This is a genomic window from Pseudomonas sp. BF-R-19 (genome assembly GCF_019956445.1).
GTDB classification, from domain to species: domain Bacteria; phylum Pseudomonadota; class Gammaproteobacteria; order Pseudomonadales; family Pseudomonadaceae; genus Aquipseudomonas; species Aquipseudomonas fluorescens_BH.
In genome coordinates, this window is the sequence record NZ_JAHBDN010000029.1 from 1 (window position 1) to 16,893 (window position 16,893).

Below are 16,893 nucleotides of genomic sequence, written 5' to 3' on the forward strand. Positions count from 1 at the left end.
TGGGCATCGATTCTCATCGAGGCGCGGGGCGACAACCCCAACTCAGACGCCGGATAGATGAAAGCAAGCCAAACACGACATCAACAACAGTATTGCAGAAAAGGGGGTAACCATAGATGTGGGAGCGGGCTTGCTCGCGAAGGGGCCCGACGAGTTACCCCAAAAACTGCAGAATCAACCAACCGTTCGCCCCACTGATCACCACAAACCTCGGGCCAGGCCCGGCAAAACGCAAAGTCTACGGGGCCGCGCCCAGCAACTGCTGGCGCAACTCGGGGTTATTGGTACGCGGATCGAGCCAGATGGCAAAAAACGCCTTGGCGAATTGCAGGTCCGTCACATCACGCAGTAACTGCTGACCGAGAAAAAAACGCACGCCCTGCCCCGGCAGATAGACCCCGGTCAGCCGCGTGCCGGCCTGCACATCGACGAACGACTGGTGCATCTGCGCCTGCCAGGACGCCAGTTGCTCGGCACTGACCGAGGTGCCGGCGAGTCGCTTGATTTCCCTGACACTGGCGTTCACCAGGTCATCACGGGAAATGCTGCGCTGGTAGATCAGCTCCAGGGCGAACGGCTGATCGCCCGCCAGGGGCCGCGAGGTACTCCAGAGCCGTGCGCTGTAGACATCGAAACCGTACTTGCGAAACTCGCCGCTGCCGAGGATTTGCGCTCCGGGCAGCGAGTCTTGCCAATTGGCCAGGGCCTGGCAGCTCAGCAAGACAAGCAGCCACAGACCATGGCGTAGCGGTGATCGTTGGCGGTTCATGGCAGATTGGCCTCATCGCGGGATGCCCAAAAAAACGTATACGCAATAGACCCTTTCGTACAATTTCCAATAATGGCTCTATTTTTGTATACAAAATGCACATACACATAAAGCAATCTATCCGATGCAATGTTACCGTTGCCACCTCACACAGGTCGGAGACGTGCGCGTGTTGATCCTCAAATTGCTGGTGATCCCAGGCTTCCTGCTACTGATTTCCCTGGCTGGCAAACGCTGGGGGCCGAGCGTGGCCGGTTGGTTATCGGGGTTGCCGGTGGTGGTCGGGCCGATCCTGTTGTTCCTCGCCCTCGAACAAGGCCAGGCGTTCGCTGCGCAATCGGCCACCGCCGCGCTGTCAGCCATGTTCGCGATGATTGCGTTTTGCGTGACCTATGCCCAGGTCGCACAACGGGCCGGATGGCCGCTGGCGTTGATGATCTCGCTGTCGGTCTGGGCGCTGGTGGCGGTTGCCCTCTCACTGATCCCGCCCTCCCTGGTGTTTTCGGTGTGCGCCGCCGCCACCGCGCTGCTCGCCGCGCCGTACCTGTTCCCCACCGTGCAACCGGTGCTCAGTGGCCCGGCGCCGAAATCCGACAAGCTCCTGTTGCGCATGGTGGCCGGTGCATTGCTCACCCTGGTCGTCACGCTGCTGGCCAGCACCGTCGGCGACCGCTGGAGCGGCCTGCTGGCAGTGTTCCCGGTATTGGGCAGCGTGATGGCGGTGTTCTCCCAGCAAACCCGTGGCCCGGCCTTTACCGCCGCGCTGCTGCGCGCTACCGCCACCGGCATGTACTCGTTCGCCGCCTTCTGCCTGGTGTTGGCGCTGGCCCTGCCGACGATGGGAATGAACGCTTTTGTGCTGGGCGTCGCGGTGTCGGTGGCCATGCTGGGCGTGACCAAGCGCCTGCTGGCGCGGCCGGTTGGCCCGGCGACTGACACTGAAGGAGCAGCCGTCAAACGCTAAGCTGCATCAGGTCATCGGGCTGTCCTCAGCATGGGTGGGTGCTCAGCCAAGGTGACCGCTCGGTAGTGCACACTGGAATGCATCACAACCTCCATGGGATGATCGCGCCCCACCGCGCGCCCATCCCTGGAGATTCCGATGTCATTGTTGAGTAAAAGAGCCCTTGTCCTGCTGCTGGCCGCCGCTACCGGCCTTGGGGCTTTGAATGCGCAGGCCGCCAAGGCCGCTTCCAGCGATGCGCCCGCCCACAAAGTCTCGATGCTCGGCGACAAGTTCACCTTCAACCTGCCCAAGGGTTTCATCGCCAACCCGCTGCCCGCCAGCCCGGACGGTGCCAGTGGCACCCTGTACAGCAATGAAACCACCAAGACCGTGGTGATCGCCGCTGAAAACACCCTGCCCAACGGTGTCAGCGTCAAGGACAACGACGGCGGGTTCCTCGACGGCACCGTGGCCGATTTCGATGCGGCGCAACACACATCACTGCCCGACTACAACAAGCTCAGCGAGAAAGCCCTGACCCGGAAAACCGGGCTGGGCCTGCGCCAGGTCGACGGCACTGCCACGCAGGGCGGCGGCATGACCCTCACCACCACGCTGATGGCGGCATCCGGCACTCGCATGGCGGTGATCCAGGTCATTTCCCGTCCCGGCGACATGGCGGCCCACGAAACCCTGGTCAAACAGATCGTCAGCGGGAAATAAGGCTAAGGGTTCAGACGCTGCAACCAGGCGCTCAAGTCCTGTATCTCGTCGGCGCTGATGCTGTGACCGACACCGGGGTAGGCGTGAAACTCGGGCTCGAGTGACACGCTCTGCAACAGGCTGTTGGCTTCGGTGCCGTCGCTCAATGGCAGGCGTTTGTCCTGCTCGCCATGACCGATGAAAATCGCCAGCGACTGGCGTTTTTCATCCGGTTGGAGCTCGGACTTGAGCACCGGCAGAATCCGCCCGCTCAACGCAGCGATCCCACCGAACGCCTCGGGATGTCGCAGGCCTGTTTCGTAGGACATGATCGCGCCCTGGCTGAAGCCGACCAGGAACACCTTCTCGGGTTCGGTGTGATATTTCTTCGTGGCCTGTGCGACGAAATCCAGCAGCAACTGGCCGCTGGACTTCAGATCATCGGTCTCGCCGTTGTAGGCCCCTTCGCCCTTCTTGCGAAACCACTGATAGCTGCCCGGCTCCATCACCATCGGCGCTCGTACCGACAGGTAGGTGTAGGACGCGGGCAAGTCATCCTTGATGCCGAACAGGTCCTGCTCGTTACTGCCGTAACCGTGGAGGAAAATCACCAGGGGTTGATGGTTCGAATCGGAGCTGGCCTGCTCCAGGTACTTGAGCGGCAAGTCGGTTTGCAGCGGGGTTTGGGCGTGGACGGCAGTGGATACCAGGAGCGTGAACAGCGCGAGCATCTTCAACATGGGTCTTCCTTCACTGAATGCAGGATTCGGGGAAGAGCCTAACACTGCTCAGTAGGCAGGAACATCTCGGGCTTGGCTGATGCCGCCTTCGCGAGCAAGCCCGCTCCCACATTTGAAATGCATTCAACTGTGGGAGCGGGCTTGCTCGCGAAGAGGCCAGTACAGACAAAGAAAATTCCTGGATCAGTCGTTGATCAACTTGCCCACCCGAATCGGCTCGCGCCCGGCGACCTTCGCCTGCCAGCTGCCGGGCTGGGTGTAGCGCCCACGGTCGATAGCGAACAGCACGCCACTGGTGCCGGCCTGCACGGTGGTGACCTTGTCGTTCAACGGGTCGACCACCTCGAACAGCGCATCGCCCTTCTCCACCCACTCCCCGGCCTCACGCAGGAAGCTGACCACGCCGTGATGCGGGGCGAACAGATATTGGGTGCCTTCGAATGGCATGCCTTCGCAGCATTCGGCCGGTGCCGCCGACCAGGTGCCGGAGATGAAACCCTGCTCGGCGAGGAACCCGAGGATGGCCTCGCAATTGGCCTGGGCCTGGTCGACGCGGGTGTCGCACATGCTGCCCAGCTCCAGGGTGGTCGCCAGGTTGGCCGGTGGTATCGCCGCCGCCGGGAACGCCCTGGCCAGGCGCAACCATGGCGCAGAACAGGATTCATCGAACGAGCTGCCGCCGGAGTCTTCACACAACAACGCCACGCCGGCCTTCAAACGCGCGGCCAAGGATTGCCATTGCGGCCAGTGCTGCGGCAACGCGTAGATGTGGATCGCGGCGTCGAAGTCGCAATGCAGGTCGAGGGTGATGTCAGCGTCGCAGGCATGGCGCAGCAACAGGCGGTGCATGGCTTCCAGCTGCGATGGCGCTGCCGGCAAGCCGTCGAGGACCTGGCCCATGGTCTGGCGAATCAGCGCGATGTTGGCCTGGGCGTCGCTGCCCAGGCGATCACCGATCAAGGCGGCCACCGGCGCACTGAGTTCGACGAACGAGCGGTTGAAGTTCTTGCCGCTGCCCAGCTCGAAACGTCCCAGGTGGCTGCCTTGCAAGTGCTGGTCGAGGCCAATGGGATTGGCCACCGGCACCAGTTCGATCACACCGTTCAGTTGTCCCTGCTGTTCAAGTTCGGTCAGGCGTTTCTTCAACTCCCAGGCCGTGCGCATGCCCGGCAATTCGTCGGCGTGCAGGCTGGCCTGGATGTACACCTTGCGCGTGCCCGCGCCATAACGAAACACGCTGAGGGTGCGCTGGCTGCCCAGGTGGCTCCAGGGCAGTTGGTGGTCGATGCGTTGCATGGGAATACTCCTGAATAGCAAGGTCACCATTGTGGGAGCGGGCTTGCTCGCGAAGGCATCGGTACATTCAACATCACTGTTGCCTGACACGACGCCTTCGCGAGCAAGCCCGCTCCCACAGGTCTCTCTGTGCTGAAAATGATTGCACAAAAAAAATGGCAACCGCGCCAACGGTTGCCACTTTTCCAAACGGCTGGATTACTCGCCGTAAACGTCAAACTTGAAGTACTTGTCCTGCACTTGCTTGTACTTGCCGTTGGCGCGGATTTCGGTGATCGCTGTGTTGAATTTCTCGGCCAGGGCGGTATCGCCCTTGCGCACGGCAATGCCGGCGCCGCCACCGAAGTATTTCGGATCGTTGTACTCAGGGCCGACGAAGGCAAAACCTTTACCGGCGTCGGTTTTCAGGAAACCGTCGTCCAGGTTGACCGAGTCGGCCAGCAGCGCGTCAATGCGGCCAGACACCATGTCCAGGTTGGCTTCCTGCTGGGAGCCGTAGCGCACCAGGACAATCCCTGCCGGTTGCAGCACTTCAGTGGCGAAGCGGTCGTGGGTACTGGCGCGCAGGACACCGACTTTCTTGCCCTTGAGTTCGGTCAGCGGGTCCTTGACGTCGCTGCCTTCCTTCATCACGAAGCGCGCCGGGGTGTGGTAGTACTTGATGGTGAAATCGACGTTCTTCTTGCGGTCGTCAGTGATGGTCATGGACGACAGGATGGCGTCGATTTTCTTGACCTTCAGCGCAGGGATCAGGCCGTCGAACTCTTGCTCGACCCAGGTGCACTTGACTTTCATCTGCTCACACAGCGCGTCGCCGATGTCCACATCGAAACCGGTGAGTTTGCCGTCAGGGGTTTTCATCGAGAATGGCGGGTAGCCGGCTTCGATACCGATGCGGATCGGCTTGGCGTCTTCGGCCACGGCGGTCAGGGACAACATCGACAGTGCCAGGGCACCGAACATCACTAGCTTCTTCATTTATAACTCCTGTGTGCGGAGGCTTTTATTGGCAGCTTCGATTGGCAGCGTTCGGTCATCGCTTCGTGAGCGGGAACCGAAGTGGCCGGCAGTCTAGAGCGGCTACAGGAGGGCAAATTACGCCGAGGCGACAAATATTTATAGAAAAGTGGCACCCGGAGGAAGGTGTCGAGGTGAACGCGCCATGACGGTGCAAAGTCTGTCAGACATACCGCGACTTCATGCCTGACCTTCAGGTTTTCCGGCTCCATCCGACAGAATGGGACGACTGGCGATGCCCGGCGTTTTGCGGCACATTGAGCGCCCTTGCGTCCCATCGAGAGTAGCGTGATGCCCACGTTGAACCTGATCCAGCACCACCCCGCCGAAGGTCCGGGCGCTATCGCCATCTGGGCCGAATCCCGAGGGCTGACGCTGAAGGTGTTTCGCGCCGACCTCGGCCAATTGCCACCCGTCAGCGCCGATCCGGTGATCCTGTTGGGCGGGCCTTACGAATCCAATGCCGGTCCGGCCTGGCTGGAAGCCGAACGGCAATGGCTCAGAGGCAGTCTGGATCAGGACGCGGCTGTGTTCGCCATATGCCTGGGGGCACAGTTGCTGGCGTTGAGCCTGGGCGGGAATGTACGGCGGATGGACCGGAGCGAAACCGGATGGACCACCGTAAGCTTTATCGATGGGCAAACGCTGAAGGTGCTGGAGTGGCACGAAGACGTCATCGACCTGCCGCCTGCCGCGCAGCTGTTGGCCAGCAGCGCGTACTGTGCGCAGCAGATGTACCGCGCCGAGCCGACGCGGCTGGGGTTGCAGTTTCATCCGGAGTGGAACGCCGAGTCGGTGGCCCTGCTCAATGCGCATTTTGGCGATGAGTCGCCGTTGCCACGGGGGCCGCAGGAGACAGAAGCTTACGCAGCAGTGGCCAAGTGGTTAGAGGCAACGCTGGATGAGTGGTGGGCGGCCACTTCCTTTCGCTGAAATACATACCTGTGGCGAGGGGGCTTGGGTATCAGCATTCACAACCAATCACAGCACTCACCGGCCGCTGCACCCCGACACTCAACTCAAACCCCTCATCCAGCCACCCGGTCACGCCACCAATCATCTCCTTGACCGGATACCCCAGGGCCGCCAGTTTCACCGCCGCCTTGTTGGCGCCGTTGCAGTGTGGCCCGGCGCAATACACCACAAACAGGCTGTTCTTCGGATAACCCGCCACCCCTTCGGCACTCAGCAAGCGCCCGGGAATGTTGATCGCTCCCGGTACATGCCCGCGTTCGAACGCCAGCGGGCCACGAACATCCACCAGAATGAAATCAACTTCGCCTGCCTGTTGGCTGCCGTGGACGTCGGAACAATCGGTTTCGAAGGTCAGGCGGTTGCTGAAATGCATCAGGGCGATGGCCGATGGGGCGGCGGGGATTTCGCGAACCAGACTGGTCATGGGCAGTACTCCAAAGAAGCGGTGGGTGTGGGAAGACTTTATCCACCAGGCACATGCGGCTACAGTGGCGCACAAGACACTCACCGGGAACTTTCCGCCAAATGCACCCTACCCCAGGAACGGTCGCGATTCTGGCCTACGACGGCCTCTGCACCTTCGAGTTCGGCATTGCCGTGGAGATCTTCGGCCTGCCACGACCTGAATTCGATTTTCCGTGGTACGAGCATCGTATCGTCGCGGTCGATCAAGGTCCGATGCGTGCCATGGGCGGCATCCAGGTCCTGGCCGATGGCGGCATGGAATTGCTCGCCGATGCCCGCACCATCATCATTCCCGGCTGGCGCGACCGCAGCACCGCGGTGCCCGCCGAGCTAATCGCCGCCCTGTGTCAGGCCCATGCGCGGGGGGCGCGGTTGCTGTCGATCTGCTCCGGTGTTTTCGTCCTCGCCGCCACCGGGTTGCTCGACGGCCACGGCGCGACCACGCACTGGCGCTACACCTCGGAACTGGCCGAGCGCTTTTCCGGCATCCTCGTGGACCCGGACGTGCTGTATGTCGATTCCGGCCAATTGATCACCTCCGCCGGCAGCGCGGCAGGCATCGATGCCTGCCTGCACTTGGTGGCACGGGATTTCGGCACCCAGGTGGCCAATTCCGTGGCCCGACGCCTGGTCATGTCGCCGCAACGCAGCGGTGGCCAGGCGCAATTCATTCCGACGCCGGTCAGTCCTACACCGCGCAGCGATCTTTCCCGCGTCATGCAGTGGGCACGTGAGCGTTTGCACGAGCCGCTGGAGGTGCGCGACCTGGCCAGCGAAGCCGCCATGAGCGAACGCACCTTCCTGCGCCGCTTTACTGAAGCCAGTGGCCAGTCACCGAAAACCTGGTTGCAGCACGAACGTCTGGGCCGCGCCCGCGAACTGCTGGAAAGCAGCGACCAGAACACCGAGCAGATTGCCGAACGTTGTGGTTATCGCTCGGTGGAAAGCTTTCGGGTGGCCTTTCGCACGGTGGTTGGCGTACCGCCTTCGGTGTATCGGGAGCGGTTTGGGCGTGGGGGCAATGCTGGTTTTTGAGGTGTTCTCAAGGGCCTCTTCGCGGGCAAGCCCGCTCCCACACAGATAGTGTGAACACTGGAGATTCACTGTGGGAGCGGGCTTGCTCGCGAAGACGTCAGACCAGGCAATTCAGCGCTCAAGGCTTGCGCAATAAATAGGTATCCATGATCCATCCATTGGCCAGCCGCGCAGCCTTGCGCACCCGTTCGATTTCATCCGCCACATCCTTGAGCCTGCCGCTGATCAGGATTTCATCCGGCGTCCCCAAATAGGCCCCCCAGTAAATCTCGAAGTCCTGATCCACCACCTGATGGTAAGCATCCTGGGCATCGAGCATCACCACCAGGCTGTCGGCATCGCTCACCTGCCCCGCCGCCAGTCGCCGGCCGGTGGTGATTTCAACGGAGCGGCCAATCTGGTTGAGCGGCACCTTGTGCCGTGCCGCCAACGCCTGGACGCTGGTAATGCCAGGGATCACTTCGAACTCGAACGCGCAGGCACCTGAAGCCTGGATCGCCAGAAGGATACGGATGGTGCTGTCGTACAGCGCCGGGTCGCCCCACACCAGAAAACCACCACACTGGCCGTCGGACAGTTCTTCATTGATCAGCCGCTCGAAGGTCTGTTGTTTGGCCTGGTTCAAGTCGTCGACACTGGTCTTGTAGTCCACCTCACCGCGCTCACGCTCAGGGCTGTGGGCTTCGACCAAACGGTAATCGTGGCCGGTGATGTAGCGTTCACAGATTTCGCGCCGCAATTCGATGAGTTTGTCTTTGCTCTCCCCCTTGTCCATGAGAAAAAAAACATCGACCTGATTCAGCGCCTTCACCGCTTGCATGGTGATGTAGTCGGGATTGCCGGCACCGATCCCGATGACCAGGAGTTTTTTCATCACAGCAGGTCCTCAGGGTCGGTGCCCGGCAAGCGTAGCCGCCAGCAACCATGGAACCGCAACTCGACAGCCGACAGGGGTTCGACGTCGATCAGGCTGGACAATGCCCCCTGCAACACCTGCGTCAGGGCGGCACGGATGACGAAGGGATGGGTAATGGCAACAATGTGCCCCGGCGTCGACTGCAAGGTTGTCAACCACCCGTCCACCCGCTCCTCCAGTTGCACCAGCGACTCACCACCGTGGGGAGTCGAAGCCGGGTCCACCAACCAATACTGGAGCGCCTGGGCTTCGGTTTTTTGCAGCTCACCGATGCGCACGCCGCTCCAGCGCCCGAAGTCGCAGTCCCTCAGTGCGTCGACAATCTGCGGCGAACTGCCGAACAGTTCAGCGGTTTGCCGGGTGCGCAACTCCGGGCCACAGACAAGGCGTGGAGCGCCCTTGAACTGCTTGCAACGGGAAAGCCTGAGCGCTTGCCAATCCATCTCCAGAGGCTCGTCCAATGGAAAACGCGCCAATTTCTGTGCGACGGTTCGAGCGTGACAAATCAGGGTTAAACGGGTCGCCTGCACCAGCAATCACTCTAAAGATGGAAAGGAACGACGGCGTCAGGTGACTGCCATCGCGCAATTGTGCCGCAACAAAGCAGCCCCGGGTGGTGTTTAATTTTCCTGTTTGAAACGGATCCTTCAGTCATTTCCTGCCAGGTTTTCTGTCATGGCTGACCGCAATGCAGGCAATCACCTACAAGACTTTACGACATCGGCGTAGCCCCTTGGTACAGGCACTTCGCCCCTTTTTCGGGCACGGCCAGACCACGCGAAAATTCACTAGACAGGCAGTGCGCGATAATTAAATACTCCTTTCAACGGACTGTTAAAACACTTGCCACGCTCATCCAGCAGGAGCCCGGATGCCCTTTCTCGAACACCCGATCAACGCGTCTGGCCAGGCATCGTCTCCGGCCGAACCGCCAGTTCCTCGTTTAATGCGGTCCATCCCAAGAAACATCCGACAAGAAAAAGAGTGGCGCCTGACAACATTCAGACGACCACCGATTTAATGTGTGAAAAAACCGACAGTGATAGTCAGGTTCGGCTCAAACCGCCGAATCGTTTGATACAGGAGCGTTTCCATGCTGGTCTTGCGTCCAGTCAAGTTGGCCGACCTGCCCCAGTTGCAGAGGCTGGCTCGTGAAAGCCTCGTGGGCGTCACGTCCCTGCCCGACGATAGCGAACGGTTGCGCGAAAAAATCCTCGAGTCCTGTGCCTCATTCGAGAAGGACGTCGAGGCTCATGGCCCGGAAAACTATTTCTTTGTACTCGAAGACCTGACGACACAGCACCTGGTCGGCTGCTCGGAAATCCTCGCCACGGCGGGGTTCAGCGAGCCGTTCTACAGTTTGCGCAACCGGCACTTCACCAGTGCCTCGCGGGAACTGAACATCGAGCACGGCGTACCGGCCTTGTCGTTGTGTCACGACCTCAGTGGCCACACCTTGCTGCGGGGCTTCCATATCGATGCCGCGCGGGTACGCAGCGCGTATTCCGAACTGCTGTCGCGGGCGCGCTTGTTGTTCATCGCTGCCCACGCCCGGCGTTTTTCCGAAACGGTGATCACCGAGATCGTCGGCTACAGCAGTGATGAAGGCCACTCGCCATTTTGGGACGCCGTGGGCAAGCATTTCTTCGACTTGCCCTACGTCGAGGCCGAACGGCTTTGTGGCCTGCAGAGCCGCACCTTTCTCGCCGAACTGATGCCGCAGTATCCGATTTACGTGCCCATGCTGCCCCAGGCCGCACAGGACTGCATCGGCAGCATCCACCCCGACGGCCAGGAAGCCTTCGATATCCTTGAACGTGAAGGCTTCGAAACCAACAGTTACATCGATCTGTTCGATGGAGGCCCGACGCTCTATGCGCGCACCTCGGGCATTCGTTCCATCGCCCACAGCCAGTGCGGCGTAACGCAGCCTGGCCCGGTGATCGATGCCCGTGGCAGCTTTCTGGTGAGCAACGAATCCTTGACGGATTATCGGGCCATCGTCGCCGATCTTGATTACATCGCCGGACAACCCGTAACGCTGGACGCCGCCATGTGCGAGGCGCTGAAGGTGACCGAGGGCAGCCCGATCAGGCTGATCGCCCTGTGAATACCCGCCAGATTCAACGCCCGAGCACACGCGCACAAGGAGCAGCCGCATGATTGTCCGTCCGGTGCAGATCACCGACCTGCCCGCCCTGTACAAGCTGGTGCGTCAAGCCGTTCCGGGGCTTACCAGCCTGCCGGCCGACGAAGAACGCCTGGCCCACCGGATTCGCTGGGCCCAACGCACCTTCGCCGGGCAGGTCGATCGGGCCGATGCCGACTACCTGTTCGTGCTCGAGGATGACGAGCAGCAAGTGCTGGGCGTCAGTGCCCTGACAGGTGCCGTCGGTCTGCGCGAGCCCTGGTACAACTACCGGGTCGGACTGACGGTCAGCGCTTCAGCGGACCTGGGTATCCAGCGTCAGATCCCGACCCTGTTCCTGAGCAATGAATTGACCGGGCAATCGGAGGTCAGCTCGTTGTACCTGCGCCCCGATCAGCGCCAGGGCAGCAACGGCCGCTTGCTTTCGCTCGGGCGTTTGTTGTTTGTGGCCGAGTTTACGCAGCTGTTCGGCAACCGGCTCATCACCGAATTACGTGGCAGCGCCGACGAACGAGGTGGCTCGCCGTTCTGGGACAGCCTCGGCCGGCACTTTTTCAAGATGGATTTCAGCTACGCCGATCACTTGTCCGGTCTGGGCAACAAATCGTTCATCGCCGAACTGATGCCGCGCCAGCCGCTGTACACCTGCCTGCTCACCGAACAGGCCCAGGCGGTGATCGGCAAGGCCCACCCGAATACCGAGCCGGCCCTGAAAATCCTCAGCGCCGAAGGGTTTGCCCACAACGGCTACATCGATATCTTCGACGGCGGACCGGTCCTTGAAGCCCCGGTTTCCGGGATCCGCACCGTGCGCGACAGTCAACCGCTGATACTGGCCATCGACTCGCCGGACGATCAAGCGCCCCTCTGGCTGATTCACAACCGCCGTCTGGAGAACTGTCGCATTACCTGCGCCCCGGCCCGACAGGTGGGCAACAGCCTGGTGGTTGATCGCCTGACCGCCAAGCGCTTGCAGTTGCAACCCGGTGATTCGGTGCGCGCCGTGCCGCTGCTTGACCAACGGCTACAGGCCGAGGCGGCGTGACCTATCAGTTCCATCGTTGCGACGTCAATCGGCCTTACCCAGCAAATTCGTCATCATTCTCCCCCGGCACGCGTGATAGCCTTTTACTTCTTCGGCGTTGACACTTTTGCTCAAGCCCTTCCATTCCATTGGTGGAACTCATATGTCCAGGCTTTCCCATCAAGATTTGCGCCGCAATTTTCGCCAATTGTTCGCCTCCGACACCTGCTACCACACAGCCTCGGTGTTCGACCCGATGTCGGCCCGCATCGCCGCCGACCTGGGCTTCGAAGTCGGGATCCTCGGGGGTTCGGTCGCCTCGCTGCAAGTGCTGGGTGCCCCCGACTTTGCCCTGATCACCCTCAGCGAGTTCGCTGAACAGGCCACCCGCATCGGCCGTGTCGCCCAGTTGCCGGTGATTGCCGACGCCGACCACGGCTACGGCAACGCGCTCAACGTCATGCGCACCATCGTCGAACTCGAACGGGCCGGCGTCGCTGCGCTGACCATCGAAGACACCCTGCTGCCTGCGCAATTTGGCCGCAAATCCACCGACCTGATCACGGTCGCCGAAGGCGTCGGCAAGATCCGCGCGGCACTGGAAGCCCGCTGCGATACGGAAATGGCGATCATCGCCCGCACCCACGCCGGGATTCTGCCGGTGCAGGAAATCATCAGCCGCACCCGGCAATACCAGAGCGCCGGGGCCGACGGGATCTGCATGGTGGGTGTAAAGGACTTCGACCATCTGGAGCAGATCGCCGAGCACCTGAGCGTGCCGCTGATGCTGGTGACCTACGGCAACCCGCTGCTACGCGATGACAAGCGCCTGGCCGAACTGGGAGTGCGCGTGACCATCGACGGCCATGGCGCGTACTTCGCCGCGATCAAGGCGACCTACGACAGCCTGCGCGAGCAACGCCAGATCCTCACCCAGACCTCGGACCTGAGCGCGACCGAGCTGACGCACACCTACACGCAACCGGAGGAATACATCCGCTTCGCGGAGGAGTTCATGAGCGTCAAGGAGTGACAGTTTAAACCGACACGCCGCCATCGTCGGATCGCCGCCCGGAGCAGGCTCGCTCCCACAGGTCTTGCGCTGGAAGATCACACCGAGTCGAGCAGTTCGCGATGAGGTTTCCCGTTACCGCAACAGATCACACGATTACGCCCGGTGGTCTTGGCTTCGTATAGCGCATGATCGGCGTCGTTGAGCCAAAGCGTCGCGTCGCCATGGGCCGGGTTGAATGACGCCAGGCCAATGCTCAGGCTGACTTTCAGCGCCGGGTTCTGCTTGTATCCCAAGGTGGCGAAGCGATCGCGCAGGGCATCCATGACGGCGGCGGCGCGGTTCAGGGGCAGGTCCGGAAGGATCACGCAAAACTCGTCGCCGCCGTAGCGCCCTGCCATATCGGCCGCTCGCAGGCTCTGTTTGAGCATCTTGCTCAACTGGCGCAGAACGATGTCGCCGGCAACATGGCCGTAGGTGTCGTTGATGGCTTTGAAATGGTCGATGTCGATCAGCGCGATCGCCCCGCCTTTTTGCTGGCGTTTGCAACGCTGGAACTCGACCTCCATCTGGTCCTTCCAGGCGCCATGGTTCAGCAGGCCCGTCAGGCTGTCGGTGCGGCTCAGTGCCAGCAGTTCACGCTTCTGACGGCCGAGGGTATGGGCCTGGCGGAAACAGATCCAGCCCAGCGCCAGCGGATACAGGCACAGCAACGGCAAACAGGCATAGAGCTGCAACGGGCTGGTGGCAGGAATGAACGCCGGGGCGAAAATCACCAGGCCAACGCCCACGCCCAATACTTGCGCGGCCGTCCCGGCCAGCAGGAAGCGAATGCCACCGATGGCCACGTTGTGCATGGCCATCATGGAAACGGTGGTCGCGCTGGGCAGTGGATTGAAATGCATCGCGGCAATCCAGAAGCCGCCGAGAAAGGCATCGATCAGCAGATTGCGGTGTTCGGCGTGATAAGGCTTTCTGGCCCGGCGCGCCCAATGGTAGGCCAGGTGTGGCCAGACCAGGCCATTGAACCACATGAACCCCCAGACCCAAGGCGCCGGATCGAGTGGATACATCGCCGCGCTCACGCATACCAACCCAAGGGCCACCCCCAGGATTCGCGATGTATAGAGCCTCCTGGCCAATGAATATCCCGTTCCTCCCGATTTTTCCATAGGGCCTCTGTGCCACTCGACGGAATTCGACAACAGCCTGTGCCTATGCGCTGGAGTCTATCAGGGTGAAATCAAATAGCCATCACCGACTGACAGGCTGAATATCGCTACATCACGCTCGCATAAAAGCAAAAGCCTCGTCTCCAGAAACGGCTATACATGAAAGAAGGGTTGATCAATGACCATAAGAGGAGGCCCATGCAGACCTTTCAAGTATTGATCATCGGCAGCGGGTTTGGCGGCCAGTGTGCGGCAATTAATTTGCTCAAGGCCGGCATCGACGATTTGCGCCTGCTGGAGCGGCGGGATTTCTTCGGCGGCACCTGGTGCCAGAACACCTACCCCGGCGCGGCAGTCGACGTGCCCTCGCCCCTGTACTCCCTGTCTTTCGCCCCTTATCGCTGGACGCAAATGTTCGCCGAACAGGCCGAATTGCACCGCTACACCCGCCACGTGGTGGAGCACTTCGGCCTGCGGGACAAAGTGGAACTGGGCGCCAATGTCGAGCGCGTCGAATGGGACGACACCCACAAGCGCTGGACGCTGTACACCGCCAGCAAAGGTACATTTTGCGCGCAGTTCCTGATCAACGCGACCGGGCCGCTAAGTCAACCGGTGGTGCCGCACTTCGACGGACAGGAGCGCTTTCAAGGCAAGACGTTCCACACCAACAACTGGGATCATCACTACGACTACCGACAAAAACGCGTGGCCATCGTCGGCAGCGGCGCCAGTGCGGCCCAGGTCATTCCGGCCATTGCCCCGGACGTCGGGCACTTGCATGTGTTCCAGCGCACACCCCACTGGGTTTTGCCCCGGGCTGACCGCAGCTTTGGCCGTTTCCAGCGCTGGCTGCTGGGGTTCAAGCCGGCCTACAAGCTGCTGCGCTGGGGGATCTACTGGCAATTCGAAACCCGGGTGATTGCCTTCAAGTATTCGAAGCCGGCCGTGCACATGGTCCAGCGCCAGGCCCTGCGTTTTCTCAAACGCCAGGTGCCGGACGCCGAACTGCGGCGCCAACTGACGCCGGACTACACCATCGGCTGCAAACGGGTGATTCTGTCCAGCTCGTTGTACCCGGCACTGGCGCGCGACAACGTGACGCTGCACAGCCGCGAGCAAGGCATCGCGGCCATCGACGAAACCGGCATCGTGACCCTCGATGGCCAGCACATTGAGCTGGACCTGATCGTCTGGTCAACCGGCTACGACGCCACCGACGGGGTGATTTCCTACCCGGTAACGGGCAAAAACGGCACCCGTCTCAAGGAGGTCTGGGCGCAATACCCGCGGGCCTACCTCGGCACCGCCCTGCCCGATTTTCCAAACCTGTTCATCGTCACCGGGCCGAACACCGGCATCGGCCACACCTCGGCGCTGTTCATCATCGAATCCCAGATGAACTACATCCTCGATTGCATTCGCACCTTGAAGACTCAAGGTTTACGCAGCATCGAAGTTCGCCATGAGGCGGAACGTACCTACACTGAAATGATCCACCGGGAAATGGAACGCACCGTGTGGAAGTCCGGTGGTTGCCACAGTTGGTATCAAAGCAAAAGCGGTCATGTGATCGCCATGTTTCCGGGATTCAGCTTCAGCTTTCATCGCTTGACCCGGGCGCTGAAACCCGCCGATCACATTTTGTCCTGAGCAGATACAAGGGAGACGCGTGATGCTTTTGTTGTTCGTCGTTCTCGCAGTGTTCGTCACCTGGAGCTGGCTGACCTACCCGGCCATCGGCTACTGGCTCTATGACTTGAACATGGCGGCCGAGGCCAAGCTGTACCGGCTGCACAAGATCGTCGTGCCCATCCCCGAGATGACCGTCTCAACCTGGCAAGGCGGGCCGTACGAGGCCACCAGCAATGTGCTGATGCTCCATGGCTTCAGCGCCGACAAGAACCTCTGGCTGCGTTTCGCCCGGCACTTTGTCGGCAGCCATCGGGTGATCATCCCGGACATCGCCGGCCATGGCGAAACCGGCTTCAAGGCGGGCGGCGGCTACGACATCCCGCTGCAGGCCAAGCGCATGATCCAGCTGCTGGACGTGTGCGGGGTGGAGAAAGTCCATGTCATCGGCAACTCCATGGGCGGCTACATGGCGGCGTGGCTAGCGGCCACTTACCCGGAACGCATTGCGTCCGTGGCCCTGGTCGACCCGGCCGGTGTCACCGCGCCCGAGCCCAGTGACCTTGAGCGGCATTTGGCCAAGGGCCACAACCCGTTTCTGATTCATTCGCGGGAAGAATTCCGGCGCTTCTACGCCATGACCATGGCTTCGCCACCCTGGGTACCGAAGCTGGTGCTCGATGCCGTCGCCCAGCGCTATGAACAGTCCCGCGAGGAGCTGGAGGAAATTTTCCGCGAATTGCGCGCCAGCCCGCCGATGGAACCACACCTGCCCGACATCACCGCCCCGGCGCTATTGCTGTGGGGGCGCAAGGACCGGCTGATCGATGTCAGCAGCGTGGCGGTCTGGAGCAAGGGCATCGCCGACCTGCGCGTGCATATCTGGGACGCCATCGGACACATGCCCATGGTGGAAGCGCCATACGGTTCGGCGCGCCTGTATCGCGAGTTTTTGGCATCGCTGCGCTCGGAGAGCCCTCAGGATCAACGACTGCACTAGGCATCCCCTAGCAGTCCTTTGCAGAATGAAGTTCGTCAGAAAC

17 protein-coding genes are annotated in these 16,893 nt (G+C 61.2%); 9 read left to right on the forward strand and 8 right to left on the reverse strand.

Annotated features, from left to right (window positions below; genetic code table 11):
• Positions 1–238: 238 nt before the first annotated feature.
• Positions 239–769, reverse strand: coding sequence for a chalcone isomerase family protein (locus tag KGB28_RS01880; protein WP_223441688.1), 531 nt, complete (start codon positions 767–769; stop codon positions 239–241).
• A 169-nt stretch (positions 770–938) separates the two neighbouring features.
• Here KGB28_RS01880 and KGB28_RS01885 point away from each other — a divergent pair, with 169 nt between their 5' ends.
• Together KGB28_RS01885 and KGB28_RS01890 are read left to right on the forward strand one after the other, a co-directional pair.
• On the forward strand, positions 939–1,733 hold the full coding sequence (locus KGB28_RS01885) for a hypothetical protein (RefSeq protein WP_223441690.1): 795 nt from the start codon (positions 939–941) through the stop codon (positions 1,731–1,733).
• A gap of 138 nt (positions 1,734–1,871) precedes the next feature.
• Positions 1,872–2,438, forward strand: a complete 567-nt coding sequence (locus tag KGB28_RS01890; RefSeq protein ID WP_223441692.1) for a hypothetical protein — start codon at positions 1,872–1,874, stop codon at positions 2,436–2,438.
• A 2-nt stretch (positions 2,439–2,440) separates the two neighbouring features.
• Here the strand turns inward: KGB28_RS01890 and KGB28_RS01895 are convergent, their stop codons facing one another.
• From KGB28_RS01895 to KGB28_RS01905, 3 genes are all read right to left on the reverse strand, one after another.
• A complete protein-coding gene (locus KGB28_RS01895; protein WP_223441695.1) occupies positions 2,441–3,157 on the reverse strand; it encodes an alpha/beta hydrolase in 717 nt (238 codons plus the stop codon).
• Between the two features lie 183 nt (positions 3,158–3,340).
• Entirely contained in the window at positions 3,341–4,453 is a 1,113-nt protein-coding gene (locus KGB28_RS01900; protein WP_223441698.1) for a succinylglutamate desuccinylase/aspartoacylase family protein, read from the reverse strand.
• Between the two features lie 198 nt (positions 4,454–4,651).
• Positions 4,652–5,431: an ABC transporter substrate-binding protein gene (locus KGB28_RS01905; RefSeq protein ID WP_150752940.1), complete on the reverse strand. Its 780-nt coding sequence runs from the start codon at positions 5,429–5,431 to the stop codon at positions 4,652–4,654.
• Positions 5,432–5,761: 330 nt separating this feature from the next.
• On the opposite strand from KGB28_RS01905, the gene KGB28_RS01910 reads away from it, so the two are divergent.
• The gene (locus tag KGB28_RS01910) at positions 5,762–6,403 is read left to right on the forward strand and encodes a type 1 glutamine amidotransferase (RefSeq protein ID WP_223441701.1); all 642 of its coding nucleotides are present in this window, start codon (positions 5,762–5,764) and stop codon (positions 6,401–6,403) included.
• 31 nt (positions 6,404–6,434) lie between these two features.
• Here KGB28_RS01910 and KGB28_RS01915 read toward each other — a convergent pair whose 3' ends face one another.
• Positions 6,435–6,869, reverse strand: a complete 435-nt coding sequence (locus KGB28_RS01915; RefSeq protein ID WP_223441703.1) for a rhodanese-like domain-containing protein — start codon at positions 6,867–6,869, stop codon at positions 6,435–6,437.
• A gap of 101 nt (positions 6,870–6,970) precedes the next feature.
• Between KGB28_RS01915 and ftrA the strand changes: the two genes are divergently transcribed.
• Complete coding sequence (gene ftrA / locus KGB28_RS01920) at positions 6,971–7,945, forward strand: transcriptional regulator FtrA (RefSeq protein ID WP_223441706.1); 975 nt, start codon at positions 6,971–6,973, stop codon at positions 7,943–7,945.
• A gap of 118 nt (positions 7,946–8,063) precedes the next feature.
• Here the strand turns inward: ftrA and cobF are convergent, their stop codons facing one another.
• Both cobF and KGB28_RS01930 read right to left on the reverse strand, forming a co-directional pair.
• Complete coding sequence (cobF, locus tag KGB28_RS01925) at positions 8,064–8,819, reverse strand: precorrin-6A synthase (deacetylating) (RefSeq protein WP_223441707.1); 756 nt, start codon at positions 8,817–8,819, stop codon at positions 8,064–8,066.
• A complete protein-coding gene (locus tag KGB28_RS01930) occupies positions 8,819–9,391 on the reverse strand; it encodes a histidine phosphatase family protein (RefSeq protein ID WP_223441711.1) in 573 nt (190 codons plus the stop codon). Before KGB28_RS01930 ends, cobF begins: the two co-directional genes overlap by 1 nt.
• 563 nt (positions 9,392–9,954) lie before the next feature.
• On the opposite strand from KGB28_RS01930, the gene KGB28_RS01935 reads away from it, so the two are divergent.
• The 3 genes from KGB28_RS01935 (at position 9,955) to KGB28_RS01945 (ending at position 13,067) form a co-directional block, all read left to right on the forward strand.
• Positions 9,955–10,971: an arginine N-succinyltransferase gene (locus tag KGB28_RS01935; protein ID WP_223441713.1), complete on the forward strand. Its 1,017-nt coding sequence runs from the start codon at positions 9,955–9,957 to the stop codon at positions 10,969–10,971.
• Between the two features lie 49 nt (positions 10,972–11,020).
• Entirely contained in the window at positions 11,021–12,055 is a 1,035-nt protein-coding gene (gene astA, locus KGB28_RS01940) for an arginine N-succinyltransferase (RefSeq protein WP_223441716.1), read from the forward strand.
• 142 nt (positions 12,056–12,197) lie between these two features.
• Positions 12,198–13,067 (forward strand): oxaloacetate decarboxylase, encoded by an 870-nt coding sequence (locus KGB28_RS01945; RefSeq protein WP_223441718.1) that lies wholly within the window; start codon positions 12,198–12,200, stop codon positions 13,065–13,067.
• A 77-nt stretch (positions 13,068–13,144) separates the two neighbouring features.
• Here the strand turns inward: KGB28_RS01945 and KGB28_RS01950 are convergent, their stop codons facing one another.
• Entirely contained in the window at positions 13,145–14,218 is a 1,074-nt protein-coding gene (locus KGB28_RS01950) for a diguanylate cyclase (protein ID WP_223441721.1), read from the reverse strand.
• A gap of 198 nt (positions 14,219–14,416) precedes the next feature.
• On the opposite strand from KGB28_RS01950, the gene KGB28_RS01955 reads away from it, so the two are divergent.
• Both KGB28_RS01955 and KGB28_RS01960 read left to right on the forward strand, forming a co-directional pair.
• Positions 14,417–15,871: a flavin-containing monooxygenase gene (locus KGB28_RS01955; RefSeq protein ID WP_223441723.1), complete on the forward strand. Its 1,455-nt coding sequence runs from the start codon at positions 14,417–14,419 to the stop codon at positions 15,869–15,871.
• 22 nt (positions 15,872–15,893) lie between these two features.
• Positions 15,894–16,850, forward strand: a complete 957-nt coding sequence (locus KGB28_RS01960) for an alpha/beta fold hydrolase (RefSeq protein WP_223441725.1) — start codon at positions 15,894–15,896, stop codon at positions 16,848–16,850.
• Positions 16,851–16,893: the final 43 nt, after the last annotated feature.

Coding starts and splice junctions, on each gene's coding strand:
- KGB28_RS01950 (WP_223441721.1), bottom strand. CDS start 14,218: ATGGAAAAATCGGGAGGAACGGGATATTCATTGGCCAGGAGGCTCTAT.
- KGB28_RS01915 (WP_223441703.1), bottom strand. CDS start 6,869: ATGACCAGTCTGGTTCGCGAAATCCCCGCCGCCCCATCGGCCATCGCC.
- KGB28_RS01890 (WP_223441692.1), top strand. CDS start 1,872: ATGTCATTGTTGAGTAAAAGAGCCCTTGTCCTGCTGCTGGCCGCCGCT.
- KGB28_RS01880 (WP_223441688.1), bottom strand. CDS start 769: ATGAACCGCCAACGATCACCGCTACGCCATGGTCTGTGGCTGCTTGTC.
- KGB28_RS01910 (WP_223441701.1), top strand. CDS start 5,762: ATGCCCACGTTGAACCTGATCCAGCACCACCCCGCCGAAGGTCCGGGC.
- KGB28_RS01960 (WP_223441725.1), top strand. CDS start 15,894: ATGCTTTTGTTGTTCGTCGTTCTCGCAGTGTTCGTCACCTGGAGCTGG.
- KGB28_RS01905 (WP_150752940.1), bottom strand. CDS start 5,431: ATGAAGAAGCTAGTGATGTTCGGTGCCCTGGCACTGTCGATGTTGTCC.
- astA (WP_223441716.1), top strand. CDS start 11,021: ATGATTGTCCGTCCGGTGCAGATCACCGACCTGCCCGCCCTGTACAAG.
- KGB28_RS01895 (WP_223441695.1), bottom strand. CDS start 3,157: ATGTTGAAGATGCTCGCGCTGTTCACGCTCCTGGTATCCACTGCCGTC.
- KGB28_RS01945 (WP_223441718.1), top strand. CDS start 12,198: ATGTCCAGGCTTTCCCATCAAGATTTGCGCCGCAATTTTCGCCAATTG.
- KGB28_RS01955 (WP_223441723.1), top strand. CDS start 14,417: ATGCAGACCTTTCAAGTATTGATCATCGGCAGCGGGTTTGGCGGCCAG.
- KGB28_RS01935 (WP_223441713.1), top strand. CDS start 9,955: ATGCTGGTCTTGCGTCCAGTCAAGTTGGCCGACCTGCCCCAGTTGCAG.
- ftrA (WP_223441706.1), top strand. CDS start 6,971: ATGCACCCTACCCCAGGAACGGTCGCGATTCTGGCCTACGACGGCCTC.
- KGB28_RS01900 (WP_223441698.1), bottom strand. CDS start 4,453: ATGCAACGCATCGACCACCAACTGCCCTGGAGCCACCTGGGCAGCCAG.
- cobF (WP_223441707.1), bottom strand. CDS start 8,819: ATGAAAAAACTCCTGGTCATCGGGATCGGTGCCGGCAATCCCGACTAC.